The 26,231-nt window shown below is 69.1% G+C and carries 28 protein-coding genes; 18 read left to right on the top strand and 10 right to left on the bottom strand.

Annotated elements, in window-relative coordinates:
• Positions 1 to 111 precede the first annotated feature (111 nt).
• Positions 112 to 1,089, bottom strand: coding sequence for an aldo/keto reductase (locus tag FNH24_RS13120; protein WP_152362642.1), 978 nt, complete (start codon positions 1,087 to 1,089; stop codon positions 112 to 114).
• Positions 1,090 to 1,235: 146 nt separating this feature from the next.
• On the opposite strand from FNH24_RS13120, the gene FNH24_RS13115 reads away from it, so the two are divergent.
• From FNH24_RS13115 to FNH24_RS13100, 4 genes are all read left to right on the top strand, one after another.
• Entirely contained in the window at positions 1,236 to 1,703 is a 468-nt protein-coding gene (locus tag FNH24_RS13115; protein WP_152362641.1) for a hypothetical protein, read from the top strand.
• A 32-nt stretch (positions 1,704 to 1,735) separates the two neighbouring features.
• A complete protein-coding gene (locus FNH24_RS13110) occupies positions 1,736 to 2,011 on the top strand; it encodes a transcriptional regulator (protein WP_246186880.1) in 276 nt (91 codons plus the stop codon).
• Positions 2,012 to 2,066: 55 nt separating this feature from the next.
• Positions 2,067 to 2,864: an LLM class flavin-dependent oxidoreductase gene (locus FNH24_RS13105; RefSeq protein WP_217428198.1), complete on the top strand. Its 798-nt coding sequence runs from the start codon at positions 2,067 to 2,069 to the stop codon at positions 2,862 to 2,864.
• A gap of 69 nt (positions 2,865 to 2,933) precedes the next feature.
• On the top strand, positions 2,934 to 3,182 hold the full coding sequence (locus FNH24_RS13100; protein WP_152362639.1) for a type II toxin-antitoxin system VapB family antitoxin: 249 nt from the start codon (positions 2,934 to 2,936) through the stop codon (positions 3,180 to 3,182).
• Here the strand turns inward: FNH24_RS13100 and FNH24_RS13095 are convergent.
• The 3 genes from FNH24_RS13095 to FNH24_RS13085 all read right to left on the bottom strand — a co-directional run bounded on the left by FNH24_RS13095 (position 3,173) and on the right by FNH24_RS13085 (position 6,502).
• Entirely contained in the window at positions 3,173 to 3,898 is a 726-nt protein-coding gene (locus tag FNH24_RS13095; protein WP_152362638.1) for a Clp protease N-terminal domain-containing protein, read from the bottom strand. The genes FNH24_RS13100 and FNH24_RS13095 overlap by 10 nt on opposite strands.
• Positions 3,899 to 4,475: 577 nt before the next feature.
• On the bottom strand, positions 4,476 to 5,849 hold the full coding sequence (locus tag FNH24_RS13090; protein WP_152362637.1) for a sensor histidine kinase: 1,374 nt from the start codon (positions 5,847 to 5,849) through the stop codon (positions 4,476 to 4,478).
• Complete coding sequence (locus tag FNH24_RS13085; RefSeq protein WP_152362755.1) at positions 5,846 to 6,502, bottom strand: response regulator transcription factor; 657 nt, start codon at positions 6,500 to 6,502, stop codon at positions 5,846 to 5,848. Before FNH24_RS13085 ends, FNH24_RS13090 begins: the two co-directional genes overlap by 4 nt.
• Positions 6,503 to 6,650: 148 nt before the next feature.
• Between FNH24_RS13085 and FNH24_RS13080 the strand changes: the two genes are divergently transcribed.
• The 4 genes from FNH24_RS13080 to FNH24_RS13065 are packed head-to-tail and all read left to right on the top strand — an operon-like array spanning position 6,651 to position 10,160.
• Positions 6,651 to 7,160 (top strand): hypothetical protein, encoded by a 510-nt coding sequence (locus tag FNH24_RS13080; protein WP_152362636.1) that lies wholly within the window; start codon positions 6,651 to 6,653, stop codon positions 7,158 to 7,160.
• Entirely contained in the window at positions 7,157 to 8,254 is a 1,098-nt protein-coding gene (locus FNH24_RS13075) for a peptidoglycan-binding protein (RefSeq protein ID WP_246186870.1), read from the top strand. Before FNH24_RS13080 ends, FNH24_RS13075 begins: the two co-directional genes overlap by 4 nt.
• Positions 8,251 to 8,961 carry an ABC transporter ATP-binding protein gene (locus tag FNH24_RS13070; RefSeq protein ID WP_425486891.1) on the top strand — a complete coding sequence of 237 codons (711 nt, stop codon included), beginning with the start codon at positions 8,251 to 8,253 and terminating at the stop codon, positions 8,959 to 8,961. Before FNH24_RS13075 ends, FNH24_RS13070 begins: the two co-directional genes overlap by 4 nt.
• A complete protein-coding gene (locus FNH24_RS13065) occupies positions 8,958 to 10,160 on the top strand; it encodes an ABC transporter permease (protein WP_217428197.1) in 1,203 nt (400 codons plus the stop codon). Before FNH24_RS13070 ends, FNH24_RS13065 begins: the two co-directional genes overlap by 4 nt.
• A gap of 149 nt (positions 10,161 to 10,309) precedes the next feature.
• Here the strand turns inward: FNH24_RS13065 and FNH24_RS13060 are convergent, their stop codons facing one another.
• Positions 10,310 to 11,206, bottom strand: a complete 897-nt coding sequence (locus FNH24_RS13060) for a DUF2510 domain-containing protein (RefSeq protein ID WP_152362635.1) — start codon at positions 11,204 to 11,206, stop codon at positions 10,310 to 10,312.
• A 201-nt stretch (positions 11,207 to 11,407) separates the two neighbouring features.
• Between FNH24_RS13060 and FNH24_RS13055 the strand changes: the two genes are divergently transcribed.
• The 3 genes from FNH24_RS13055 (at position 11,408) to FNH24_RS13045 (ending at position 13,815) form a co-directional block, all read left to right on the top strand.
• Positions 11,408 to 12,034 carry an RNA polymerase sigma factor gene (locus FNH24_RS13055; protein WP_152362634.1) on the top strand — a complete coding sequence of 209 codons (627 nt, stop codon included), beginning with the start codon at positions 11,408 to 11,410 and terminating at the stop codon, positions 12,032 to 12,034.
• Positions 12,031 to 12,693, top strand: coding sequence for a hypothetical protein (locus tag FNH24_RS13050; protein WP_152362633.1), 663 nt, complete (start codon positions 12,031 to 12,033; stop codon positions 12,691 to 12,693). The genes FNH24_RS13055 and FNH24_RS13050 overlap by 4 nt, the downstream gene beginning before the upstream one ends.
• A gap of 567 nt (positions 12,694 to 13,260) precedes the next feature.
• Positions 13,261 to 13,815 carry a hypothetical protein gene (locus FNH24_RS13045; RefSeq protein ID WP_152362632.1) on the top strand — a complete coding sequence of 185 codons (555 nt, stop codon included), beginning with the start codon at positions 13,261 to 13,263 and terminating at the stop codon, positions 13,813 to 13,815.
• A gap of 47 nt (positions 13,816 to 13,862) precedes the next feature.
• On the opposite strand, the gene FNH24_RS13040 is transcribed toward FNH24_RS13045, so the two are convergent.
• From FNH24_RS13040 to FNH24_RS13030, 3 genes are read right to left on the bottom strand one after another with little or no spacing between them, the layout of a single operon-like run.
• Entirely contained in the window at positions 13,863 to 14,687 is an 825-nt protein-coding gene (locus tag FNH24_RS13040) for a carbohydrate ABC transporter permease (RefSeq protein ID WP_152362631.1), read from the bottom strand.
• The gene (locus FNH24_RS13035) at positions 14,684 to 15,646 is read right to left on the bottom strand and encodes a carbohydrate ABC transporter permease (RefSeq protein ID WP_152362630.1); all 963 of its coding nucleotides are present in this window, start codon (positions 15,644 to 15,646) and stop codon (positions 14,684 to 14,686) included. The genes FNH24_RS13040 and FNH24_RS13035 overlap by 4 nt, the downstream gene beginning before the upstream one ends.
• A gap of 7 nt (positions 15,647 to 15,653) precedes the next feature.
• Positions 15,654 to 16,931, bottom strand: a complete 1,278-nt coding sequence (locus FNH24_RS13030) for an ABC transporter substrate-binding protein (protein WP_175047883.1) — start codon at positions 16,929 to 16,931, stop codon at positions 15,654 to 15,656.
• 86 nt (positions 16,932 to 17,017) lie between these two features.
• Between FNH24_RS13030 and FNH24_RS13025 the strand changes: the two genes are divergently transcribed.
• The gene (locus FNH24_RS13025) at positions 17,018 to 18,289 is read left to right on the top strand and encodes an APC family permease (protein ID WP_152362750.1); all 1,272 of its coding nucleotides are present in this window, start codon (positions 17,018 to 17,020) and stop codon (positions 18,287 to 18,289) included.
• Entirely contained in the window at positions 18,289 to 19,185 is an 897-nt protein-coding gene (locus FNH24_RS13020) for an NADP-dependent oxidoreductase (RefSeq protein ID WP_152362629.1), read from the top strand. The genes FNH24_RS13025 and FNH24_RS13020 overlap by 1 nt, the downstream gene beginning before the upstream one ends.
• A 20-nt stretch (positions 19,186 to 19,205) precedes the next feature.
• Here FNH24_RS13020 and FNH24_RS13015 read toward each other — a convergent pair whose 3' ends face one another.
• A complete protein-coding gene (locus FNH24_RS13015) occupies positions 19,206 to 19,733 on the bottom strand; it encodes a GNAT family N-acetyltransferase (protein WP_152362628.1) in 528 nt (175 codons plus the stop codon).
• Positions 19,734 to 19,751: 18 nt separating this feature from the next.
• On the opposite strand from FNH24_RS13015, the gene FNH24_RS13010 reads away from it, so the two are divergent.
• Positions 19,752 to 20,321: a helix-turn-helix domain-containing protein gene (locus FNH24_RS13010; protein ID WP_152362627.1), complete on the top strand. Its 570-nt coding sequence runs from the start codon at positions 19,752 to 19,754 to the stop codon at positions 20,319 to 20,321.
• 16 nt (positions 20,322 to 20,337) lie between these two features.
• On the opposite strand, the gene FNH24_RS13005 is transcribed toward FNH24_RS13010, so the two are convergent.
• Positions 20,338 to 21,078 carry an ankyrin repeat domain-containing protein gene (locus FNH24_RS13005; RefSeq protein WP_152362626.1) on the bottom strand — a complete coding sequence of 247 codons (741 nt, stop codon included), beginning with the start codon at positions 21,076 to 21,078 and terminating at the stop codon, positions 20,338 to 20,340.
• A gap of 113 nt (positions 21,079 to 21,191) precedes the next feature.
• On the opposite strand from FNH24_RS13005, the gene FNH24_RS13000 reads away from it, so the two are divergent.
• The 4 genes from FNH24_RS13000 (at position 21,192) to FNH24_RS12985 (ending at position 26,128) form a co-directional block, all read left to right on the top strand.
• A complete protein-coding gene (locus FNH24_RS13000; RefSeq protein ID WP_217428196.1) occupies positions 21,192 to 22,523 on the top strand; it encodes an MFS transporter in 1,332 nt (443 codons plus the stop codon).
• 254 nt (positions 22,524 to 22,777) lie between these two features.
• Complete coding sequence (locus FNH24_RS12995) at positions 22,778 to 23,482, top strand: hypothetical protein (protein WP_246186869.1); 705 nt, start codon at positions 22,778 to 22,780, stop codon at positions 23,480 to 23,482.
• Positions 23,482 to 25,344 carry a fumarate reductase/succinate dehydrogenase flavoprotein subunit gene (locus FNH24_RS12990; RefSeq protein ID WP_175047882.1) on the top strand — a complete coding sequence of 621 codons (1,863 nt, stop codon included), beginning with the start codon at positions 23,482 to 23,484 and terminating at the stop codon, positions 25,342 to 25,344. Before FNH24_RS12995 ends, FNH24_RS12990 begins: the two co-directional genes overlap by 1 nt.
• 7 nt (positions 25,345 to 25,351) lie before the next feature.
• Positions 25,352 to 26,128: a succinate dehydrogenase/fumarate reductase iron-sulfur subunit gene (locus FNH24_RS12985; protein ID WP_152362624.1), complete on the top strand. Its 777-nt coding sequence runs from the start codon at positions 25,352 to 25,354 to the stop codon at positions 26,126 to 26,128.
• Positions 26,129 to 26,231 lie beyond the last annotated feature (103 nt).

Raw genomic sequence — 26,231 nt, 5'->3', positions numbered from 1 at the left:
AAGGTCGGGTCGCAGCGGTCAGGTCGGTGCGTCGCCGACTCTAACGAAACCGCGTTGCGATCCCGGGTACCTCAGCCGGGCACGTCGCCTCTTGCCCGGCGATCAGTCCGGTCAGACGGGTTCGGCCAAGGCGGTGGCGATCCGGCTGACCTGATCATCACTGAGCGGCCCGGCCGTGAGCACGCCGGCGTTGTCCTGTGCCTGCGCCACCGTACGGATACCGGGGATCGGGACGAAGGCCGAGCTGCGGGCGAGCAGCCAGCCGAGGGCACCCTGGGCCAGCGTCCGGCCGTCCTCGGTCAGGATCGTCCTGATCTTGTCCAGCGCGTCCAGCCGCCGACCTTGATCACCGGACCAGTCCCAGCCGTGCCGGACGTCGGTGTCGGAGAAGGTCGTCTGCCGATTCATCTTGCCGGTCAGCAGCCCCATTGACAGCGGCCCGCGGACGATGCTGGCCAGGCCGGCCCGCTCCGCCACCGCCAGGGTGTCGGCGTTGCCGTTGACAATGCTGAACGACTGCTGGATCGCGGCGCAGTGCTCGCCCTCGGCGAAGAACGCGGCCCGCTCCGGATCGTCGGTGCTCCAGCCGTACGCCTTGATCTTGCCGTCGGCGACCAGACCCTCCAACGCGTCCCGGACCTCGCCGGCCTGCTCCAGCGGGTAGTCGCCGATGTGGAACTGGTAGAGATCGATCACGTCGGTCTGCAGTCGGCTCAGGCTGCCGTCGCACTGTTCCTTGATCGATTCCGGCGACGCGTCCCGGCCGATCGCCTCGCGCTTGTCCTCGTCGATCAGGTTGCCGAACTTGGTGGCGATCACCACCTCGTCGCGGCGGCCGTTGAGGGCCCGGGCGACGACCCGCTCGCTGTGCCCGGCGCCGTAGACGTTGGCGGTGTCGATCAAGGTCACCCCGGCGTCGAGCGCGGCGTGGATGGCGGCCACCGACTCGTCGTCGTCGACCTCACCCCAGCCGATCGGCTTCCCCTCGCGGCTGGCCGGTCCGCCGATCGCCCAGGCCCCGAATCCGATGGCACTGACCTCCGGGCCGTTCGCTCCGAGCCGTCGAGTGGTGATTGTCTGCTCAGCCATCGCTATTCCTATCTATGGAAGTGAGTTTCCGATTCTAGTGAGGTGGCGAGGAGGTAACGGCACCTCAAGTGGTATCGAATCCAAATTCGCTTTCCAAGTTGGAAAGTAGTATCTTCATGAGAACCCAATGAGGAGGAGTGAGAGCGATGACCGACGCGAACCAGGCCGCTGATCGACTCCAGGCCGGTGCGATGATCACCCGCGCCGTCGCCGGCACGGATCTCCGACCGTTCCGGCGCGCAGTGCTTGCCGGCGCGATGGCCCAGATCTTGATCTTCGTGGCGTTCGGGCTGCTGTACGCCTATGCCTGGAACTCGGTGACGGCCATGATCGTGTTCGCGGTCGGTGTCGGGATGACGATCCTGCTGTTTCGGTGGGTCACGGCCCGCCGCACGGTGATCCTGGTCGGGCTCGGCCGGCTCGACCGGTTCTCACAGTGGCTGATGCTGATCGGCGGCGCCGCGTTGGTGGCGGCCGCGTCACTGCTGTCGCCGCCCCTCACGCTGCAACTGACCGGCATCGGCCCGCCCGGACTGCTCGTCGGGCTGGCCGGTGTCGTGTTGACCGCGCCGCGACTCGTCTTCGGCCTGCGCCTCGGCAGCGGTCAGCCGTGAGCCTGGCGGATCACCTGGCCGAGTTGGAGCCGGTGCTGTCATCGCCGATCCGCTATTCGATCATCGCCGCGCTGAGCAGCGTCGACTCGGCGACGTTCAAGATCGTCAGGGACGCGCTACAAGTCTCGCAATCGGTTCTGAGCAAGCACATGTGGGCCTTGGCCGAGGCGGAGTTGATCACTGTTGACAAGGTCCCGCAAGGACGGGTCGTGGTCACCATTCTCCGACTGACGCCGAAGGGCCGGTCAACCTTCGCCCGGCACCGTCGCGCCCTCGAATCGATCGCGCAGGGATTCGATGAGAACTAGTGTCACGCACTGACCGACGAGATGGGTTGTCGGTGGCGGCTGGTAGACGAGAGGCATGACGATGAGATTCGGGATCAGCCTGCCCAACGGCGGGGAAGCCGGCAGCCTCGTTCAGCTCGCGGTCGACGCCGAGCAGGCGGGCTGGGACGGCTTCTTCCTCTGGGACCATCTGCAGCTGGATCCGCAGCATCAGGCCGAGACCCTCGATCCGTGGGTGCTGCTCGGCGCGATGGCGGTGCGGACGGAGCGGGTGCGGCTCGGCACGATGGTCACCCCGATCCCGCGGCGCCGGCCGCAGAAGGTGGTCAAGGAGCTGGTCACGCTGGATCGGTTGAGCGCCGGCCGCGCCGTCCTCGGTGTGGGTTTGGGGGTGCCGCAGCAGACGGAGTACGGGGTCTTCGGTGAGCCGACCGACCCGAAGGTGCATGCGGCCAAGCTGGACGAGGCGCTGCCGGTGATCGACGCCCTGCTCCGCGGGCAGGCCGTTGATCATCAGGGCGAGCACTATCGGGTCTCGGCCCAACTGACGCCGTCCCCGATCCAGCGGCCCCGGCCGCCGATCTGGGTCGCGGCCACGCTGCCGGCCCGCGCCGGTGTCCGGCGGGCCAAGCGCTGGGACGGGATCTTCCCGATGACGTACGAGCCGGGCGGCCTGACCCCGGACCGGGTCGCGGCCCTGGTCGCCGAACTCCAGCCGGCCCCCGGCTTCGACGTGGTCGTCTCGCTCACCGCCGACGCCCCGGCCGACGAACTGGCCGAGGCCGGCGCCACCTGGGCCATCGACGGCGCCCGCGACCGCTGGGAATCCCGAACGGACATCCGCAACCGGATCCTCGCCGGCCCACCGCGCTAGCGATTCATTCACCGCAAGGCTCATATCCTCGGTCTGGGGCCTTGGGGCCTTGGGGTCAGGAGGTGCAGGATGACGATCATCCGGATCGACATCGACGACGAGGTGCTGGCAGCAACGATGCGCTTCGCCGGGGAGCGCACGAAGTCCGAGATGGTGAATCTCGCGCTTCGCGAGTATGCCCAGCGCTGCACCGGCAGCGAGGCTCGGCTGCGGCATTTCGCGGCGGCTCAGCAGTGGGACGATCGGGACTTCTGGCGGCGTCATGTGGCAGAGAAGACGCAGACAGCGGGCCGGTCGTCCGGCCATGATCACGACTGATCCGGTTGGCCCTCGTTCTGCAGCAGGGCCGAGATCTCACTCTCGACAGTCGGCTTGGTGACACCTAGTTCGGAAAGGATCTCGTAGGCCCGCCCGTCGCCCTGCTCGAGCAGGGCCAGCAGCTGGTGCTCGGTGCCGATGTAACTGTGGCCGAGCCGGAGCGCCTCGCGAGCGGTCAGTTCGATCGCCTTGCGGCAGTGCTGGCTGAACGGCACGTGCACGTCCGGCACCGAGTCCGCCGGCTCCGGCAGGGCCGCGGTGATCCGGGCGCCGACGTCGGCCTTGGAGCCGCAGAGGTTCCGGATCACCTTCGCGGCGATCCCGTGCTCCTCCTCGACCAGGCTGAGCAGGAGATGGGTGGTCTCGATCGTGTCGTTGCCGACCTCGCGGGCTGAGCGCTCGGCCCGGATCAGCACGTTCCGGGCCCGCGGGCTGTACCGGCTGAACGGGGACTCGGCCTCGGTCGAGAACTCCTTGGGCACGAACCGCTTCTGGGCTGCCTGCTTGGTCACGCCCATGCTGGTGCCGATCTCGGACCAGGACGCACCGGATCGCCGGGCCTGGTCGACGAAGTGCCCGATCAGATGGTCGGCCACCTCGCCGACCTGCTCCGCGACCAGCACGGCCTCGGACAACTGACCCAGGGGGTCGGCACCGGAATGATGGGATTTCACGGCCTCGATCAGATCGTCGAGCCGTACGGGTGAGGTCGTCATGCGTCAACCGTAGGTTGACGATCCATATTCGTCAACCACGAGTTGACGATGTTTCGTTCCCTGGGCCTGTCGAAGTGCAGACAGGCCCTGCCGTTCTCCCGCGGTTTCGTCCTGACGGCCGGAAAAGACGCATCAAAGTGCGGGCGGGTTGTTTGCGGTCCGCATCGCGCCCGGGCGCCGGCTTACAGCGCTGCCCGCTGCCGCCGGTTGCCACTCTCGACGGACGGCACCTCGCCGGGGCGTCGAGGAATTGTGTTGATCATCGAGAGTAACGTTTCCCACCTGGAAACCCGACTATCGAGGTGGAAAAGGTCACACTCGATGAACCCGAAGCACCCCTGCGGCCCGAAACGACTCCGGCCCACCCGAACACCGACGCAACCGCCGAAATCCTGGCGATCATGGCCCGAAGTACACGCACACAATCACTCCGACCGGCACCCGGCCGCGATCCCCACCCACCGCAAACCCTGCCCGTCCTTGCTGCGTCTTTTCCCGGCCGCAAGGCCGAAACCCCGGGAGAACGGTGTGGTCTGGTTTGCCCCCTTCGACAGGCTCAGGACATGCTTCGCCAGGCTCAGGAAACGAAGGTCGATCGGACCTTCAGGGAACGAGGAGGTTCGGTCAGGGTGGACGTTCGGCTGGAGCTGGGAGGGGGCCGATCCGCGTCGTGGATGTGGAGCCGGCTCGGTGGTAGTCGGACGGTGATTTCGAGGCCACCGTCCGGCCGGGCCGTGGCGATCAGGTCTCCGTGATGGGCGGTCACCACCGAGCGGACGATCGACAGTCCAAGACCGGAGCCCTTCGCGCCGGCGAGCCGGTCGGCGTCGAGCCGGCGGAAGGGTTCGAACAACTCGGGCACCTGGCTCTGGATGATCTTCGGGCCGGAGTTGATCACCCGGATCCCGGCCCGACCGTCGACGACCTCGCTGCGCACCCGGACCCAGCCGTGCTCGGCGAGGTTGTGCCGGATCCCGTTCTCGACCAGGTTGTGCGCCAATCGCTGCAGCAGCAGGGGATCGCCGACGGTCAGCGCCGGGCTGATCATGGAATCGACGGTGACGCCGGCCAGCTCGGCCTCCCGTTCGGTGTCCTCGACGACCAGCTCGACGACGTCGGCGAGATCGACCGTCCGGCGTTCCAGCGGCTCGTTGTCGATGCCGGCCAGGGTCAGTAACCCATTGATCAACTTCTCGTGCCGGTCGTTCACCCGGAGCAGGTCCTCGCCCAACCGGTGCAGATCTGCGGACCCGCCCCTGCGGTGCAGGGCCAGTTCGATCATGGCCCGGCTCAGCGCCAGCGGGGTGCGCAGCTCATGCGAGGCGTTGGCCACGAAGCGGCGCTGCCCGGCGAACGAGGAGTCCAGCCGCTCGACCATGGTGTCGAACGCCCTGGCCAGATCCTTCACCTCGTCGTCCGGCCCGGCCGGCGCGATCCGTTCGTGCAGGCTCCGGTCGGCTGTCGGGGCCGCGGCGATCCGCTCGGCGGCCTCGCGGACCCGGTGCAGCGGCGCCAGCACCCGGTCGGCCACCAGCCAGCCGAGGGCGAGGGCGACCCCGCCGACCGCCAGCAGGGCGACGCCGCCCCAGAGCAGGATCGAGTGGGCGGCCGCATCCTGCAGCCGGGCCGCCTGATCGGCCATGAAGGCGCGGGCGTCCTCCCCGGAGAGCATCCGGCCGTCCGGCGTGTAGACGTACACCTGGCTCTTGGTCACCGGCGGATCCTGGCCCGGCTTCGGCGACGGCGCCGCCGGGGGAGCGGACGAGCTGCCGGGTGGGCCGAGCCAAGTCACCTTCTGCCGGCCGAGCTGGCCGAGCAGCTGCTGATGGAACAGCAGGTAGGTGATGATCAACAAGACGGCACCGGCGGCCAGGAACAGCCCGCCGTAGAGCAGCGTCAGCCGGGTCCGCAGGCCGAACCGGCCGCGCCGCCCGGAGCCGGGCCGCCTCATCGGAGCCGGTACCCGACGCCGGTGACCGTGTCGATCATGGTCGGCTCGCCCAGCTTGCGCCGCAACTTGTGCACGGTGAGCCGGACCGACCCGGTGAACGGATCCGCGAACTCGTCCCAGACCTTCTCCAGCAGCTGCTCCGCCGAGACCGTCGCTCCGTCCGCCCGCAGCAGTTCGGCCAGCACACCGAATTCCTTTCTGGCCAAGGGAACGCAACGCTTCCCCCGGAACACCTCGCGGCGTGCCGGATCGAGCGCCAGGTCGCCGCGGCGCAGGACCGGCGGCATCGCCGGCCGGGACCGGCGGCCGAGGGCCTGCACCCGGGCGGCCAGCTCGGCCAGCGCGAACGGTTTGGTCAGGTAGTCGTCGGCACCGAGGGCGAGTCCGCCGACCCGGTCGGTGATCGCCGCCGAGGCGGTGAGCATCAGCACCCGGGCGGTCGACGGTGACTCGATCAGCCGCCGGCAGACCTCGTCGCCGTGCAGCACCGGAAGATCACGATCCAGGACCACCACGTCGTAGTCGTAGGTGTAGATCCGTTCCACCGCGCCGGCTCCGTCGCCGACGATGTCGACGGCGTGCGGTTCATCGCGAAGCCATTCGGCGATGGCATCGGCCAGGATCGGCTCGTCCTCGACCACCAGCACGCGCATGATCATCTCCCTTGTCCGGGCTCGGGTCCCGATCATCCGGGAATCTATGTTTCCTTCCTGTTAGCCACCCATGAATCCGGTAACGGCCGGGAAACGGGCAGCGGGCTTCACTGGGCACCGTCCTGTCGAGTGAAGGAGAAACGACGAAATGTTGAGACGTGTGCAGGGACCGATCTTCGGCCTGCTCCTCGGATTGATCATGCTGGCCGGTTGTGCTGCCGACGGCGGAAACGTCGCCAGCGCAGGTGGCGACGAACCGGGCGCGGACCCGTCGGCGGCCGCGTCGAAGGACCCGCGGCAGGCGGCGCTGGACTATGTCGAATGCCTGCGTGAGCACGGTCTCGAGGTCGACGACCCCGGACCGGACGGCCGGCTGAAGCTGCGGGTGCAGGGCCAGAACGGCCAGTCCAAGGAGGCGATGGAGGCCTGCCGGGATCTGGCGCCGCAGATGGACAAGAACAATCCGAAGGCGAAGGAACAGGCCGAGCGGAGCCGGCAGTTCGCGGCCTGCATGCGGGAGAACGGCGTCGAGAAGTTCCCGGACCCGGATCCGAACTCGCCCGGCATCCAGATCAACAAGGACCTGGCCGACGACCCGGATTTCGAGGCGGCCCAGGTTGCCTGCCGCGACCTGCTCGGCGCGCTGGGGGACAAGTGATCGCCCGAAACGCTCCCGGCCGGCGCCATCCGGGCCGCGTCGTCGCCGTGATCTTCGCCGTCGTGGTGGCGATCGGCGGCGGGATCGCGACCTGGCTGGCCGCCCAGGGCTGGGGTCAGGCCGTCGGCCAGGACGTCAGCCCGCTGCCGCCGGCGACCGCGGAGGTGACCCGGCAGACCCTGACGTCGACCACCACCTTCGACGGCGAGCTCGGCTACGGGGTCGCCGCGACGACCGCCAACCGGCTCACCGGAACGATCACCGCCCTGCCCGAGATCGGCGACGTGATCAAGCAGGGCAAGCCGCTCTACTCGGTCGACGACCAGCCGGTGATCTTGCTGTACGGGGACCTGCCGGCCTACCGGACCCTGGCCGAGGATGCCGAGGGCCCGGACGTCGAGCAGCTCGAGCGCAACCTGGAGCAGCTCGGCTACGACGGGTTCACCGTCGACGACGAGTACACCTGGCGCACCGCGCAGGCAGTCGAGGAGTGGCAGGAAGACCTCGGGGTCGAGGAGACCGGGACCGTCGAGCCGGGCCGGGTCGTGTTCCTGACCGAGGCGCGCCGGATCTCCGCGCTGGATGCCCAACTGGGCGCCGCGGCCACGCCCGGCCAGCCGGTCCTCAGCCACACCGCGACCGCCAAGGCGGTGACGGTCCAGCTGGAGCCGTCCGATCTGGCCGACGTCGAGGTCGGCGCGACCGTCGAGGTCGAGTTGCCGGACGGTGCGACGGTGCCGGCCAAGATCAACGAGCTGTCCACCGAGGTCGTCGCCGGCTCCGGTCAGGACGCGGAATCCACCACGGTCGTGACCGCCGTGGCCCAGTTGACCGGCGACAAGGCCGCGCAGGCAGCGGCGGACTACGACCAGGCGGCGGTCGAGTTGGTGATCACCACCGGCGAGCGGAAGGACGTGCTCACCGTCCCGGTGATCGCGCTGCTGGCACTCTCCGGCGGCGGCTACGGGCTCGAGGTGGTGGCCGGCGGTGCCAGCAGCTATGTCGAGGTCGACACCGGGCTGTTCGCCGCCGGCCGGGTCGAGGTCGAAGGCGACGGCATCGCCGCGGGCACCGTCGTCGGGATGCCGGAATGATCACCGCCGCGATGATCGATGTCGACCGCGCCAGCAAGCGGTACGCCGACGGCGTGACCGCGCTCGACGAGGCCACCTTGCGGATCGAGCCCGGTGAGCTGGTCGCCGTGGTCGGCCCGTCGGGGTCGGGCAAGTCGACCCTGCTGCACCTGATCGGCACCCTGGACCGGCCGTCGTCCGGCGGAGTGACCATCGACGGGTACGCCGTCGCCGACCTGTCCGACCGGGAGCTGTCGGCGCTGCGCGCGTACCGGATCGGGTTCGTGTTCCAGCAGTTCCACCTGGCCGCCGGCGTACCGGCGCTGGACAACGTCGCCGACGGCCTGCTCTACGCCAGGACGCCGCGCCGGCAACGGCGGCGACGGGCGCAGGCTGCCCTGGAACGGGTGGGCCTCGCCGGCCGGATCGACCACCGGCCGCACGAACTGTCCGGCGGCGAACGGCAACGGGTGGCGATCGCCCGGGCCGTGGTCGGCGCCCCGGCCCTGCTGCTTGCCGACGAACCGACCGGCGCGCTCGATTCGGTCTCCTCCGACGCGGTGATGCGGCTGCTCCGCGAACTGAACGCCGATGGCACCACCGTGGTGATCATCACCCATGATCGAGAGCTGGCCGACTCGTTGCCGCGCCAGATCCGGATGCTGGACGGCCGGGTGGTCGCCGACCGGAAGGCTGATGATCAACGAATCGACCGGGAGGCCTCATGAACCAGACGTTGCGGCCGGGGCGGATGGCCCTGGCGGACGTGCTCCGGGTCGGTGGAGCGGGGCTGCGGACCCGGCCGTTGCGAGCGGTCCTGTCCTCGCTCGGGATCGCGATCGGGATCGCGGCCATGGTCGCGGTGATCGGGATCTCGTCGTCCTCCCGGGCCGAGCTGGACCGGACCCTGGACGCGCTGGGGACGAATCTGCTCACCGCCGATCCCGGCTCGACCTTCACCGGCGGCGCCGCCGCGCTGCCGCTGTCGGCGGAGGCGATGATCGGCCGGATCGGTCCCGTCCAGGCGACCTCGGCGATCGGCTCGGTCCCGGACGCGAAGGTGTATCGGACCGACCGGATCCCGGCGGAGCAGACCGGCGGGATCGCCACCTACGCGGCGCGGGAAGGTCTGCTCGCCACCACCGCGACCGCCGTGCACAGCGGCGCCTGGCTGAACGCCGCGACCGGGTCCTATCCGGTGACCGTGCTCGGTGCCGACGCGGCCGAGCGGCTCGGGATCGCCCGCCCCGGCCCCGAGGTCTCGGTGATCATCGGCGGTCTCCGGTTCGTCGTGATCGGCATCCTGGCACCGTCCGTGCTCGCCCCGGAGCTGGACAGCGCGGCCCTGATCGGCTGGCCGGCCGCGGCCGACCGGCTCGGCTTCGACGGGCACGCCACCCGGGTCTACACCCGCTCGGCCGAAGCCCAGGTGGAGCAGGTCGCCGCCGTGCTCGGGGCGACCGCGAATCCGGAGGCACCGAACGAGGTCGACGTCTCCCGGCCGTCCGACGCCCTGGCCGCGCAGCAGGCGGCGGACCGGGCGTTCACCGGACTGTTGGTCGGGCTCGGCGCGGTGGCACTGCTGGTCGGCGGCGTCGGGATCGCCAACACGATGGTGATCTCGGTGCTGGAACGCCGGTCCGAGATCGGCCTGCGCCGATCACTCGGCGCGACCCACGGCCAGGTGCGGACCCAGTTCCTGGTCGAGTCGCTGCTGCTGTCCGGGCTCGGCGGTCTGGCCGGCGCGGCCATCGGAGCGGCGGCGACCCTCGGCTACGCCTGGTATCAGGGCTGGACCGCGGTGGTGCCGCTCTGGGCCGTTGCCGGCGGGCTCGTCGCGACCCTGCTGGTCGGCTCCGTGGCCGGCCTCTATCCGGCCATCCGTGCGTCCCGGCTGTCGCCGACCGAGGCCTTGGCGACCCCCTGAGCGCCGCTCAGGTTTTTCTTTCCTGAAAGGCCTTCCGGGCTCAGGATCGGCGGGTAGAGTGGCCGATCAGAGGGTGCGGAGTAGACCCGGCGTGACCCGCAGCGCGCCGTGGTCCTCCGCATCCTCGCTTTCCTTCTGGTCCCTGCGGGTCAGCCGACGCGGAGGTTGCCGAAGGTGTCGGCGGAGAGCTGATTCCGCGGCTTGTCGCCGATCGGCACCATGCTGACGTAGCCGCTGAGCCGGTCGTCGCGACCGTCGTCGATGATCAGGATCGTCACCACGTCGCCCTCGACGCTGAGGCCCGGCTTGTCCACCCGGACCTCGGCGACCAGGATCCAGCCCGTCCGGCCGTCGACGGTGATCTTCTCGTCGCGGAGGTCCTTCCGGTCGAAGAACTGGGAGAACCAACCGTCGTTGATCGCGCACTGCATCGAGCTCGCGGCCGCCTCCCGGGGCGACTCGAAACGCGGCCCGACCGCCACCTCGCCGACGCCGAACCAGGACTCCCAGCCCGGCTCGGTGGTCTGGGACTGCGAGCCGACATCGAAGAACCAGGTCAGTCCGCCCTTCGGCCGTGGCTCCCCGTACGAGGAGATCCGCGGGAAGGAGAGCCGGCCGCCATAGACCCGGCCGTCGCTCGGATGGGCCGCGACCGTGTACGGGTCACCCTCCGGGCAGGGCACCGAGCCTCCCGTCGGCGTACCGGATGGTGACGGTGACCGGGAGGGGGTCGGCGTGGCTGACGGCGTCGGCGTGGCCGTCGGCCGCGAATCGTCCCAGGCGCTGACGGTCGACGACGGCACCGGATCGGCGATCGGCCCGTCCGCGGTCAGATACCGGATCACCAGCACGCCGATCACGACCAGGACGACCACCAGGGCGACGACGCCGACCAGCACTCCGATCCAGCGCCGGGAGCCCTGCCGACCCGGCTCGGGTGGCCCGGACGGTTGCGCGGAAGTCCGGTCCGACCAGGCCGCACCGTCCCAATAGCGGTACTGCCCGGGCTTGCCACCCGGATCGGGATACCACCCTGGAGTCGACACAGCGACCGAGGCTACCGGCGCCGCGGGTCTGTCAAGGAGGGTGGTGTCAAACGGTGGTCGTTCAACACCACCCTAGGATCACCCCCGATCCTGATTGGATCGACGGGAACCTCGCCCGGCCTGCCGGACTCCACCCCGATGGAGGAGTTCCGGCGGAGGTGAGGTGGACGATGGCGGCGATCGGCGGAAGGGTCGGCACGGATGCGGGACGAGCAGCGGCGAGACGGCGTGCCCGCCGAGCCTGCCGCCGACCGGGAACTCGACGACTCCGCGCTGTGGCAGGACCTCCGCGGCGGGGATCGGGACGCGTTCCGATCGCTGTTCCTGCGGCACAGCGACGCCGTCTACAACTTCGCGTTCCGCCGGACCAGCTCCTGGGCGGTCGCCGACGACGTGGTGCAGGCGACGTTCGGCACGTTGTGGCGCCGGGTGTTGGATCGTACGGTCGACGAACTGCGACTGCCGTCGGCCCGGCCGGTGCTGTTCGCCATGGCCCGCAACGAATGCAGCAACCAGCTCCGGTCCGGCCGCCGACAGACCCAGCTGGCCGACCGGATCGAGGCCGAGCCGGGCGAGCGGGGGAGCGACGACGTCGACGACTGGGTGAGCGCCGAGGCGACGATGCAGGAGATCGCGCGGGCGCTGCGGAAGTTGCCGCGGAGTCAACGGGAGGTGATCGAGTTGGTGGGCTGGTCAGAGCTGTCCCTGGCCGAAGCCGGTGAGACGCTCGGTGTCCCGGTCGGCACGGTCAAGTCGCGGCTGAAACGCGCCCGGGACCGGCTGCTGCGCACCCCGCTGGCCGACCTGTTGCGCGGAGCGGGCCGATGAGGCTGCCACCGGACCGGAGCCTGCCCGACAAGCAGGCCCGGGTCGACCGGATCCTGGACGAGACGACGCCGACCGACCTCGCGGCCCGGCGGCGGCGCCGGCTGTCGTACGCGCTCGCTGCGGCGGTCGCCCTGATCGTCGGCGCGCTCGGCGTCGGCGCCCTGATCCGGACCGGCGGACCCGAGGTTTCGGGCGACCCGCCGGCGACGGTCGCGCCGACCCCGCCGGTCACGTCCCGCCCACCCGGCTCGACCCCGAGCCGGACCATCACCAGCGACCCGTCCGCGTTGCCGGTCGGCGGCACCGCCGAGCTGGAGTTCTTCACCTTCACCCTGCTGGACACGCGGCAGACCTCGGCCGGTTTCGCCGCCGAGATCAGGACCTGCCTCACCGGCACCCCGCCCGGCTACGAGCGGGATTCGATCCCGATCGGCTGGTACGCCTGGCGGGCAGTCACCGAGCGGAACACGTACCAGGCCAACGTCGAGGACCTCACCGATCCGGCCTTCACCCCGGTCTATCCGAGCGGCACCCGGTTCGAGGTCGGCGAGTGCGTCGAGGGCTGGCTGCCGTTCGAGGCGATCGGCGCCGCGGAACGGGTCACCGAGCTCACCTACAGCAACGACTACGGCGGCGAGGCCCGCTGGCAGGTGGAGTAGGAGCGCGTTGCAGCGACCTCTTAGTCTCGATCTTTTGTGATCTTGGTGGCGACGGGTTCGATCGACCAACCGGAACGTTCGTCCTGAGACGAGGCAGCCGTCCTGACGGGTGCACCGTCACAAATCGGGGGCGCAACCCGGTCCCACCGGGCGATTTCCGGTCCCGCGGGGCGTTGTGCCCCCGATTTGTGCCAGTGCGCCAGCTCGCCCCGCTGACCACCGCCGACCCCACATCGAGGTCCACGACCAATCAGGTAAACCCCGGCGGGTGTGACTCGCGGCAACCCGGCTCCGAGACCGACCTCGGCTGGATGCGCAACCCAGCCGCAGCCCCGGGACACCGAACCCGAACCAAGATCATGAGAGATCGAGGCTAGGCGCAAACTGCCGGAAGATCTGTGTCCAGCCGGATCGCCGTCGCCCTCGACTGGCCGCAGGAGGTGCATCGCTTCCCCACGGGACCACCGCCGATGTGAAGTGGGTCACAGTTTGCAACCTTTGGGCGCCCGCCGGACTACTCCCGGGTGACAAGGCGAATGTTTCCCATCCTGAGGAGGATGACTCACAATGCGTACGCTCAAGCGGATTCTCGGTGCAACCGTCGCGGGTGCGGGCCTGGTGGCCGCGGTGTCGATGACGGCGGCTGCGGCACCCCCGTTCGTCAAGGGCACGATCGATGCGAACGGCGGGCTGAACGGCCGGATCGCCCCGAGCGTCCACACCAGCGCCAACTATCTGTTCAAGGACGGCGACAAGGTGAGCATCGACTGCCGGACCAAGGGCACCATCGTCGGCGGCAACGCCGAGTGGTACCTGATCTCCGGTGAGGGCGACGCCAACTGGGTGTCGGCCAAGTACGTCGATCTCGCCGGCGCGGCGCCGGACTGGTGCGGGCCGGACGAGTCGATCTCGGTGACGATCACCAAGGACGTCTACTCCCGGCAGGGGCCGTCGACCGCCGACAAGAAGCGGCGGCTGCAGCACCCGGGCGGCCAGGAAGCGCTCTGCTACACCTACACCAACATCAGCGGCGGCGGCCGCTGGGTGGTCACCACGGAGGACGGCTGGGTCCCGGCCTCGGCGGTGAAGTCGAGCAAGGAGATCCCGTTCTGCGAGCGGTGATCATGACCTGATCGACAGCTGATCAACCCGATCGGTCCGGCATCGGCTCAGTCGATGCCGGACCGTTCCACTCCCTGGATCAGATAGCGCTGCAGGAAGAGAAACACGAGCAGCACCGGCAGGATCGCCACCACGGCGCCGGTGAACAGCTGCGGATAGTCCACCCGCTGCGACGTGAGGAACCCGCTCAGCGCGAGTTGCACGGTCCGGTAGTCCGGATCCTGGCCGATCAACAGCGGCCAGAGGAACGCGTTCCAGGAACCGATGAAGATCAACGTCCCGACCGCGGCCCCGATGCCGTACGAGTTGGGCACGACGATCCGCCAGAAGGTCCGCCAGTAGCCCGCCCCGTCGAGGTAGGCCGCCTCCTCCAACTCCCGGGGGAAGGCCAGGAAATACTGCCGGAACAGGAAAGTGGCCAGCGCCGAGAACATGCCGGGGATGATCAGGCCGCGCAGGGTGGAGATCCAGCCCAGGCTGGACACCATCACGAAGGTCGGCACGAACGTCACCGCCGCCGGCACCATCAGCGTCGCCACGGTGACCCCCAACAGGATCTTGCTGATCCGGTTGTCGATCGCCAGCCCGTAGCCGGCCAGCGCCGAGATGATCACGGTCGCGACGGTCTGCAGCACCGAGACCACGGCGGAGTTGATCATGCTGCGGACCAGCGGCACGCTGGTGTTGCCGAGCAGCTCGGCCAGGTTGCCGAACCCGACGGCGTTCGGCAACCAGTGCCATTCGGCGGCGGTGATCCACTGGCTGGTGGAGAAGGCGTTGCGCAGGATCACCCAGAACGGCAGCAGGAAGATCAGCGCCAGGATGATCAGGGCGGCATAGGTGAGCGCGGTCGGCAGCGGTCGTGATCTCATCGGCTCGCCTTCCGCGCGGTCCGCTCGCGGGATGGCCGGTCCCGGCCGACCAGGCTGAGGATGCCGAGCTGGGCCAGGCCGAAGATCGCGATCACCACGGTCAGGATCATCGACCCGGCACTGCCCAGCCCGAGGTCCTGGCTGCCGGAGCCGAAGGACACCAGATACAGATAGACCAGCGGCGGTTTGGCGAACGGGGGGTAGTTGCCGACCGAGATCAACGTGTTGTAGAACTCGTCGAACGCCTGGAACGCGTTGATCAACAACAGCAGCACCACGGCGATCGAGGTCGCCCGGAGCTGGGGGAACGTGATGAACCGGAACACCCGCCAGCCGCGGGCGCCGTCGATCGCCGCGGCTTCATAGGTGTCCCGCGGGATCCGCTGCAATCCGGCGATGAACAAGATCATGTAGAAGCCGACCTGGAGCCACAGTCGCAGCGTGACCAGCACCACCCAGTAGAGGTAGTTGCCGCCGCCGAGCCAGTTGACCGGCTCCAGGCCGAGCTCGCGGAGGAAGCTGTTGATCATGCCGAACCGGGCGCCGTTGAAGAACACCAGCCGCCACACCATCGCCGCGATCACGTACGACACCGCAGTCGGCAGGAAGAACGCGGACCGGAAGAACGCTCGCGCCACGGTGGCCCGGTTGACCAGCAGGGCCAGCCCGAGTGAGATGACGAAGGTGGTCGGCACGATGAACAGCGCGAACACGATGAACGTGCCCAGGCTGGTCTGGAACGCCCGGTCGGTGAGCAGGTAGACGTAGTTGTCCAGGCCGACGAACTCGGTCGGGGTGACCGTGTTGCGGGCGTCGTACAGGGACAGCCCGACGCTCCAGCCGATCGGCACCAGGGTGAAGATCAACAGCCCGACGAAGAACGGCGCGACGAAGATCAACTGCCACAGGTTGCGATCATGCAAGCCGCGGATCCGCCGGGAGAGTGCCGAGCGGGCCATCGGCCGGTCAGCCGTTCAGTCGCTTGATGTCCGCCTTCGCCTTCTCCGTCACGGCGGCCAGCTCCGTCTTCGGGTCGGCCTTCTTCTGCACCACGTTGGTCAGCGCCGCGACCACCGCCTGCGAGATCGCCGGGGTCCACAGCTTGTCGTTGGCGTGACCCAGCTCGGCGACGAACTTCGCCGCCTCGGCCCCGGCCCCGGTGGCGACCTTGTCGGCCTTCGGGACCAGCGCGGTCTTGGCCGGGATGTGGGTGCCGAACGCGTTGGAGAACTCCAGCTGGTAGTCCTCCTGGTCGACCCAGAGCCAGCGGACGAAGTCCTTGGCCGCGTCGACGTTCGGCCCCTTGGCGTTGACGCAGGCGCCGAACGCGCCGAACACGACGGCCTGCCGGCCGCTGCCGCCGACGCTCGGGAACGGCAGCACCCCGAAGTCGTCGCCGAGCGCCTCGGTGACCTCGGGCAGGATCCACAGCCCGCTCCACTGCATCGCGGCCTCGCCGTTGACGAACGGCGACGCGGTGGACCAGTCACCGGAGGCGCTGGGCACGAAGCCGTCGGCGCCGGCCAGCTCGGCGAACTTGGCGAACGCGTTGTGACCGTCGGCGTTGTCGAATCCGATGGTGGTCTTGTCGGGCGAGATCTGCTCCTGACCGGAGGCCCAGATCAGCATCGAGTTGAGCACGCCGATGCCGCCGTCGGTGCCGGCGTAGAAGCCGCCCATGTCCTTGGTCTTGACCGCGCTCGTCGCCTTGATCAGATCGTCGATCGTCGCCGGCGGTGCGACGCCGGCCTGGTCCAGCGCCGACTTGCGATAGAAGAGCATCTGCATGTCGACGGTCTGCGGGATGGCGTAGATCTTGCCCTCCCAGCTGGCCGCGTCGAGCACGGACTGGGTGAACTGGCTCTTGGCGTCGCCCAGCGCCTCGGTCAGGTCGAGCGCCTGGCCCGCCTTGATCATGTCCAGGGTCGGCCCGTTGCCGTACTCGAAGACGTCGGGAGCGTCGGCCGTCAGCAGTGCGGAGGAGACGAGCTTGTCGTAGTCGCCCGGATTCCACTGCACCGTGACGGTCGCGTTCGGATACGCGGCGGCGTACTTCTTCACCGCCTCCTGGACGCCGTCCTCGCCGTACTCGTGGTACCACTGGCTCAGTTGCGCCTTCGCGCCGCCGGCCGTGTCGGAAGCGCCGGGCTCCGGCCGGCCCGTGTTCGACCCGCAGGCCGACAGTCCCGCAGCGGCCGCGATGCCGCCGGTCAAGGTGAGGAATCCTCGTCGCGCAAGTGCCATACCGGGACTCTAAGGGATGACCGCGACGGCGCGGCGGAACGACCACTCCTCGATAGGCTCGGGTCGATGGGAACCACGTCGTGATCATGAAGGGCGGGCTGCAGCGACGGCTCGGAGTCGGTGACGCCGTCACCATCGGTCTCGGCGCCATGATCGGCGCGGGGGTGTTCGCCGTGTTCGGGACCGCCGCCGGGTCGGCCGGTTCCGGGTTGTTGATCGCGCTGCTGGTGGCGGCGGTGATCGCCTACTGCAACGCGACGTCCTCGGCCCGGCTCGCCGCCCGCTATCCGGATTCCGGCGGCACCTACGTCTACGGTCGGGAACGGCTCGGCGAGTTCTGGGGCTATCTGGCCGGCTGGGGTTTCGTCGTCGGCAAGACCGCCTCCTGTGCCGCGATGGCGCTCACCGCCGGGCTCTATCTGTGGCCGGAGCGGGCGCACGAGGTCGCCGTGGCCGCCGTCGTGCTGCTGACCGCGATCAACTACGTCGGCGTCCGGAAGGCGACCTGGGCCACCCGGGTGATCGTCGCGGCGGTGCTGCTGGTGCTGCTGGCCGCGGTGATCATCGGCTGGACCTCGCCGGCGGCCGACCCGGCCCGGCTGGCGATCGGCGGCGACGCGACCGCCTGGGGCGTGCTGCAGGCGGCCGGGCTGCTGTTCTTCGCCTTCGCCGGCTATGCCCGGGTGGCGACCCTCGGCGAGGAGGTCCGGGAGCCGGAGCGGACCATCCCGATCGCGGTGCCGGTCGCGCTCGGCCTGGTGCTGCTGCTGTACGCGATCATCGCGGTCACCCTGATCGTCGTCCTCGGGCCCGACCTGGCCGGCTCCGCGACCCCGGTGGTCGACCTGGTCCGCCGGGCCGGCGCCGAGCCGATGGTGCCGGTGGTGGCGGTCGGTGCCGGGCTGGCCGCCCTGGGCAGCCTGCTGGCGATGATCTTGGGGGTGTCCCGGACCGTGTTGGCGATGGCCCGTGATCGGCACCTGCCGCCGCCGCTGGCCGCGATCCACCCGCGGTTCGCCGTACCGCATCGGACGATCGTCGCGGTCGGCGTGATCATCGCCGGGCTGGCCCTGTTCGCCGATCTCCGGTCCGCGATCGGGTTCTCCTCGTTCGCGGTGCTGATCTACTACGCGATCGCCAACGTGTCGGCCCTGACCCTGCGTGCGGACGTGGGCCGACCGCCGCGGGCGATCCCGGTCGTCGGCCTGATCGGGTGCCTCGCCGTGGCCGCCGCGCTGCCGCTGCCGTCGGTGATCACCGGACTCGCCGTCCTCGGCCTGGGAATGATCTGCTACCTGGTCGGCGTTCTACTACGTCGACGTGCGGGACGACCGCCCCGCGGAGAGGAAACCCCCTGATGCGTGCCGCGATCTTCGACAAGTACGGCGAACCCGAGGTGCTGACCGTCGCTCAGGCGCCGGATCCCGAGCCCGGACCGGGCGAGGTGCTGATCGCGGTCCGGGGCGCGTCGATCAATCCGATCGACTGGAAGATCCGCTCGGGGATGCTGGCCGACACCGCCGCGCCGGACGAGCCGATGATCATCGGCAACGACGGCTCCGGCACCGTGGTCGCGGTGGGCGAGGGAGTCACCGATGTCGCGGTCGGAGACGAGGTGTTCGGCATCGGCCGGGCCGGCTATGCCGAGCTCGCGGTGTTGAAGGCGTACGCCCGCAAGCCGACCGGGGTCGATCACGTGGCGGCAGCTGCCGCGGCGACGGTCGGGGAGACCGCGATCCGGGCGCTCGGGTTGACCGGGCTGGACACCTCGGGTCGACTGCTGATCGACGGCGGGGCCGGTGGCGTGGGCTCGGTGGCGGTGGAGATCGCCGTCGGCCGCGGCCTGACGGTGATCGCGACCGGCAGCCCGGCCAACCATGACTATTTGCGCTCTCTCGGCGCGACCCCGATCGAGTACGGGCCGGGCCTGGCCGGCCGGGTCCGGGCGATCTGGCCGGAAGGGCCTGACGCCGTGTTCGATGTGGCGGGCCAGACCCCGGCCGCCGACCTGATCGCCCTCGTCGCGGCGCCGGATCGGGTGGTCAGCATCGCCAACTTCGCCGAGGCCGACTCCGGGATCCAGCTCACCGAGGGCGCTCGTGATCAAGGTCCGGCGCTCCGCCAGGTGGCCGACCTGCTGGCCGCCGGCGGTCTGCGGGTCCCGGTCCGGACCTTTCCGTTGGACGAGATCGCGACGGCGCACCGGCTGAGCCAGGACGGCCACGTCCGCGGCAAGCTCGTCCTGGAACCGTGATCAACTGTCGCCCTCGGTGATCAACGCAGGCTGCGCTGCAGCAGGATCGTGTCCAGCCAGCGCCCCTGCTTGAAGCCGACCTCAGTCAGCCGGCCGATCTCGCGGAAGCCGTGCCGCCGGTGCAGGGAGAGCGAGGCCGGCTCGCCGGTGTCGACGATCACCGCGATCAACTCTCGCACGGTCGCCGCGGTGCAGTTCGTGATCAAGGTCGTCAGCAGAGCGTGGCCCACGCCGTGCCCGGTGGCACCCGGCGCGACGTAGATCGAGTCCTCGACCGTCTGCCGGTATGCGGCGCGCAACTTCCACCGGGAACAGAACGCGTAGCCGACGACCGTCTGGTCGAGCTCGGCGACCAGGAAGGGGAGTCCGGCGGCTGCGACGGTCCAGAACCGCTGCGACCAGTCCTGCCGGCTCGGCGGCACGATCTCGAACGTCGCGGTGGTCCGCTGCACGTAGTGGGCATAGATCTCGGTCACGGTGTCCAGATCGCCCGGCGCGGCATCTCGGACCCGCACGGATCCGATCTTCGTTTCGCTATAGCGGAACATGTGAATATTATAGGGGATATGGATCTGGGAGTGCTGGGCGACCGTGTGCGCGGACTGCGACTCGAACGCGGCCTGACCCTGCAGCAGTTGGCCGATCACTGCGCGGTGAGCGTGAGCATGCTGTCCTCGGTCGAACGCGGCGACAAGGCGGCGACCGTCGTCCTGCTCGACAAGATCGCGCAGGGCCTGGGCACGCCGATCGCGGAGCTGGTCGCCGGCCAGTCCGACGGCCGGGTGATCGTCCGCCGGGCCGCCGAGCAGGATGTCGCGGACGAGCCCGGCGGCTGGCGGCGGACGATCCTGACCCCGGTCGTGCCCGGTGTGAACTTCGAGTGGATCCACTCGACCCTTCCGCCGGGTTGCGACGCCGGCACCTTTGCTGCGTACGCGCCCGGCTCCCACGAGTTCGTGGTGGTGCAGGCCGGCACCCTGACGCTGACCATCGGCGCCGATCCGTACGTCCTCGCCGCCGGCGACTCGCTCTATTTCGCTGCCGATGCCCCGCACGGCTACGCCAACCACGGCGATACCGAGTGCGACTACCACGTCGCGGCGTTGATCATGCGCAGCCGCCGCCCCGGCTCCTGATCATCGTTCCCGGCGTTCAGCGGAACTGGTCGGCGTCGGCGACGACCGGCACGTCGTGATCTTCGAGCCAGTCGATGATCTCCTTGCGTTCCGCCCTGGCGCGATCGTTCAGGACGTTCGCCTGGAAGCCGAAGTAATAGTCCTGGAAGGTGTCCCCGCGTGGATTCTCCAGCCGCGGATCCGCCTCGGCCCGTAACAGCTGCAGCAGGATGCCGCCCTGGTTGGCCCGGGCGGGATTGAACAACGGGTTCTCACCGAGCCGGTCGATCACGTTCGGATCGGCACCGGCGTCCAACAGGGTCTGCACGTTGTCGCGATGGCCGTGCAACGCCGCCGTGAAGATCGGCGTCGATCCCGTCTCCCGGTAGCGGACATCGGGATCGGCCCCGGCGTCGAGCAACGCCTGCAGGAACCGGCGATCGGGCTCCCAGGCGGCCGCGTAATAGGGCGCCGGCTCGTCCTTGCGCCCCTCCTGCTCCGGATCGGCATCGTGGTCGAGCAGCGCCTCGAGCCCGGTCAGGCTGCGACTGTCCACCGCCCACTGCAGCAGGCTGGTGCCGTCGGTGCCACGGTCGTCGACGTCGGCATCCCGATCGATCAGATCGTCGATCCGGGCCCGGTCGCCGGCGGTGACGGCGCGGGCCAATTCGACGGTCCGGTCTCCGGTGAACACGTCCCGCGGGTCCTCGGTCACGGCGCCGCAACCGGAGATCAGGCAGGCCACGGCCACCGCGACGACGATCACCGTGGCTCGCATACTTCGATTGAAGCACTCGGGCCCGCGATCCGCTCCATCGCTCGAGGCCGACTTCCGCCGGCGTGATTCCGCCGTCGGGAATACCGGAGGGCCGGATCGGGGTTGGGCGCATCGTGAGCAATGCGCACCCGGCCGGGCCGGCCGGAACCGGACCCGCCACCATCGAGCCGCCGTCGGACCGGCAGCGGCGCAAGGTGCTGTGGGCGTCGCTGGTCGGCACGTCGCTGGAGTCGTTCGACTTCTACGTCTTCAGTTATCTGTCGGCGTTCTTCATCGGCCCGCTGTTCTTCGAGCCGTTGGGCGGCTTCGGCGGCACCCTGAGCGCGTTCCTGACCAGCGCGCTCGGCTTCGTCGCCCGGCCGTTGGGCGCGATCATCTTCGGCCACCTGGGCGACCGCTTCGGCCGGCGGGCGACGTTGATCATGACGATCACGATCATGGGCGTGGCGACCGGTGCGATCGGCCTGCTGCCCGATTACGCCAGCGCCGGCTGGGTCGGCGCGATCCTGCTGGTCGCGCTGCGGCTGATCCAGGGTCTGTCGCTCGGCGGCGAATGGGGCGGCGCGGTGCTGCTCTCCACCGAGAGCGCCCGGCCCGGCCGCCGCGCCTTCTACGCCGCGGTGCCGCAACTCGGCTCGCCGGTCGGCTCGATCCTCAGTGCCGCCCTCTATCTGGCGCTGCCGCTGCTGTTGAACGAGGCCGACCTGTTGTCCTGGGGTTGGCGGATCCCGTTCCTGGTCGCGTTCCCGCTGTTGTTGATCTCTCTCTGGCTGCGGTTCTCGATCGAGGAGACCCCGGTCTTCCGCGAGCTGGTGGCCGAGGATCGGCGGGCCAAGGTGCCGCTGCTCCAGGCGTTCCGGCAGCGGCCGCTGGCGCTGCTGCTGGCCACCGGCGCCGCTCTGCTCGGCATCGGGTCCTACTCGCTGATGAACACCTACACGCTGAACTACGGCGTCACCTCGCTCGGCTTCGACTACAGCCAACTGTTGGCGGCGACCACCATCGGCGGGCTGCTGCAGTTGATCACCATCCCGCTGTTCGGGGCCTGGGCGGAACGGATCGGCTCCGGCCGGGTGGTGCTGATCGGCGCGGTCGGCACCTTGATCGCCGCGTTCCCGATCTATGCGTTGCTGCAGTCGGCCAGCTTCGGGGTGCTGGTCGCGATGATGATCATCGGCGGCATCCTGCCCACCCTCAGCTGGGCGGCCCTCGGCGGATTGATGACCGAGTTGTTCGCCGGCCGCATCCGCTATGCCGCGATCTCGTTCGCGTACGCCATCGCCGCGATCATCTCCGGCTTCGTCCCGGCGATCACGCTGCTGCTCGGCGAATCCACCGGCTACGCCTGGTGGCACCCCGGCGTGGTGCTGGCCGCGATGAGCGTGATCACCGCGATCAGCGCGGCGTTCGCGCTGCGGCGCACGGTACCGATCGACGTGATCTAGGTACGCCTACCCTTACTTGCTGATCACCAGGAATCTCCAACAACTGGAGAAAATCGCCGAGGAGTAACGATCCACCCTCGCGGCGGGTCCGGTGTGATCGCCACCGCCGGGACTGGCAGACTGCACCCAGCAAACTGGGATCAGCGGAGGTGGCGATGGCGTCAACCGAAACGCCGACCGGGGTCAATACCCCGGGCAGGGCGCAGATCGATGCGAGGACGTTGCGGCGGGACAGATGGTGGCTCAGTCCACTGGTGACCTTCGTGGTGTTCGGTGCGTTCATCGTCTACGCCACCTGGCGGGCGTTCAGCGGCGCCAACTACTACGCCTCGCCGTACCTCTCGCCGTTGTACTCGCCGTGCCTGACCAATCTGTGCGTTGAAGGGTCGTCCGACTTCGGCCAGCCCTTCTCCTGGTGGCAGTTGTCGCCGGCGCTGTTGATCCTGATCTTCCCGCTCGGCTTCCGGGCGACCTGCTACTACTACCGGAAGGCCTACTACCGGGCGTTCCTGCTGTCGCCGGCGGCCTGCGGGGTCCCCGAGCCGCGGAAGAAGTACACCGGGGAGACCCGGTTCCCGTTGATCTTGCAGAATATCCATCGCTGGTTCTGGTACGCCGCGATGCTGATCGCCTGCGTGCTCACCTTCGATCTGGTGCTGTCGTTCCGCAACGCCGATCATGAATGGGGCCATATGGGCCTGGGCAGCGTGGTGTTGCTGATCAACGTGGTCCTGATCTGGCTCTACACCCTGTCCTGCCACTCCTGCCGGCACGTCCTGGGCGGCCGGCTGCGGCACTTCTCCAAGCACCCGGTCCGGTACAAGCTGTGGACCTGGGTCTCGAAGCTCAACCCCCGGCACTCGATGCTGGCCTGGGCCTCGCTGGTCTCCGTCGCGTTGGCCGACCTCTACATCTATCTGCTCGCCACCGGCGTGATCACCGACGTGAGGTTCTTCTGATGAGTGATCGTCATCCCATGACCGGCAACGAGATGTCCGGTACGGAAGCGGGCGGGCTGGAACGGCACGCCTACGACGTCGTGGTGATCGGCGCCGGCGGAGCCGGTCTGCGGGCCGCGATCGCCGCGCACGACGCCGGCGCCAAGACCGCCATCGTCTGCAAATCCCTGCTGGGCAAGGCTCATACGGTGATGGCCGAGGGCGGCATCGCGGCCGCCATGGGCAACCGCTGGCCCGAGGACAACTGGGAAGTGCACTTCCGCGACACCATGCGCGGCGGCAAGATGCTGAACAACTGGCGGATGGCCCAACTGCACGCGCAGGAGGCGCCCGAGCGGGTGATGGAGCTCGAGGACTGGGGTGCGCTGTTCGACCGCACCGACGATGGGCTGATCTCGCAGCGCGACTTCGGCGGCCACCGCTACGCCCGGCTCGCGCACGTCGGCGACCGGACCGGCCTGGAGATGATCCGGACGCTGCAGCAGCGCGCCGTTCAGCTCGGCATCGACGTGTTCATGGAGTGCACGATCACCGACCTGCTGACCGGGTCGGGCGAGGGCGACGGCAAGATCAGCGGCGCCTTCGGCTACTGGCGCGAGACCGGCCGGTTCGTGGTCTTCGAGGCACCGTCGGTGATCTTGGCGACCGGCGGCATCGGCAAGGCGTTCAAGGTCACCTCGAACTCCTGGGAATACACCGGCGACGGGCACGCCCTCGCCCTGCGCGCCGGCGCGTCCTTGATCAACATGGAGTTCGTCCAGTTCCATCCGACCGGCATGGTGTGGCCGCCGTCGGTGAAGGGGCTGCTGGTCACCGAGTCGGTCCGCGGTGACGGCGGGATCCTGAAGAACTCCGAAGGCAAGCGCTTCATGTTCGACTACATCCCGGAGTTCTTCAAGGCCGAGACCGCCGACAACGAGGCCGAGGCCGACCGCTGGTACGAGGACAAGAAGAACAACCGGCGGCCACCGGAGCTGTTGCCGCGGGACGAGGTCGCGCGGGCGATCAACTCCGAGATCAAGGCCGGCCGGGGGACGCCGCACGGCGGGATCTTCCTCGACATCGCGTCCCGGCGGACCCCGGACTTCATCCGGCGCCGGCTGCCGTCGATGTATCACCAGTTCAAGGAGCTGGCCGACGTCGACATCACCGCCGAACCGATGGAGATCGGGCCCACCTGTCACTACGTGATGGGCGGGGTCGAGGTCGACGCCGACACCGAACTGACCGGCGTGACTGGGCTGTATGCGGTCGGTGAGTGCTCCGGCGGCATGCACGGATCCAACCGGCTGGGCGGCAACTCGCTGTCCGACCTGCTGGTGTTCGGCCGTCGGGCCGGCGAGGCGGCGGCGTCGTACGCGGCCGAGGTGGGGGAGAGCCGGCCCCGGCCCAGCGAGGCCGAGGTCAAGGCCGCCGAGGAGTTGGCGCTGGCCCCCTTCGCCACCGAGGGCGGGGAGAACCCGTACACGATCCATCAAGAGCTGCAGACCACGATGAACGACCTGGTCGGCATCATCCGCACCTCCGACGAGCTGGCCAAGGCGGCGCAGACCGTCGAGGGGTTCAAGGAGCGGGTGGGCAACCTCTCGGTGGAGGGGCACCGGCAATACAACCCGGGCTGGCACCTGGCGATCGATCTGCGCAACATGCTGTTGGTGTCGGAATGCATCGCCAAGGCGGCGCTGGAGCGCACCGAGTCGCGCGGCGGGCACACCCGGGACGACTACCCGATGACCGACGACACCTGGGGCACGAAGAACATCGTGCTCACCTTGAACGCGAGCGGCGACGGGGTCGACCTGGCCCAGCAGCCGCTGCCGATCATGCCGGACGAGCTCAAGACCTTCTTCGAGAGCAAGTGAGTTGATCATGGGATACAACCTGAAGATGCAGATCTGGCGCGGCGACGCGTCGGAGGGTGAACTCATCGATTACAACGTGGAGGTGGAATCCGGCGAGGTCGTACTGGACGCGATCCACCGGCTGCAGGCCACCCAGGCCGGTGATCTCGCGGTCCGCTGGAACTGCAAGGCCGGCAAGTGCGGCTCCTGCAGCGCCGAGGTCAACGGCAAGCCGCGGCTGATGTGCATGACCCGGTTGTCGGACTTCGACGAGACGGAAACGATCACCGTCACGCCGATGCGGTCCTTCCCGGTGATCCGCGACCTGGTCACCGACGTGTCCTTCAACTACGAGAAGGCGGCCGAGCTGCCGGCCTTCGCGCCGCCGCCCCGCGACGCCGACGGCAAGCGCCGGATGATGCAGGTCGACGTCGAGCGCGGCCAGGAGTTCCGCAAGTGCATCGAGTGCTTCCTCTGCCAGAACACCTGCCACGTCGTCCGTGATCATGACGCCAACAAGCCCGCCTTCGCCGGCCCGCGCTTCTTCCTGCGCTACGCCGAGCTGGACATGCATCCGCTCGACACCCATGATCGGCGCGAGCTGGCTCAGGGCGCAGCCGGCCTCGGCATGTGCAACATCACCAAGTGCTGCACCGACGTCTGCCCCGAGCACATCAAGATCACCGACAACGCGATCATCCCGCTGAAGGAACGCGTCGTCGACCGCAAGTTCGATCCGCTGGTCTGGCTCGGCAACAAGATCGGTATCCGGACCAAGGACTACAAGGACCGCGGCGACGCCTGAGCAGGGATCGCTCGACCAGGCGGCTCGGTCGCGGAGTTCGTTCCCTGAGACTGTCGCCGTTCGTTCGTTCCTGAGCGTGTCGCCGTTTGTTCGTTCCCTGAGC

This window comes from Microlunatus speluncae (assembly GCF_009299835.1).
Classification (GTDB): Bacteria; Actinomycetota; Actinomycetes; order Propionibacteriales; family Propionibacteriaceae; genus Microlunatus; species Microlunatus speluncae.
Note: the sequence above shows the minus strand (reverse complement) of the source record. Positions and strands in the feature narration are given on the sequence as shown.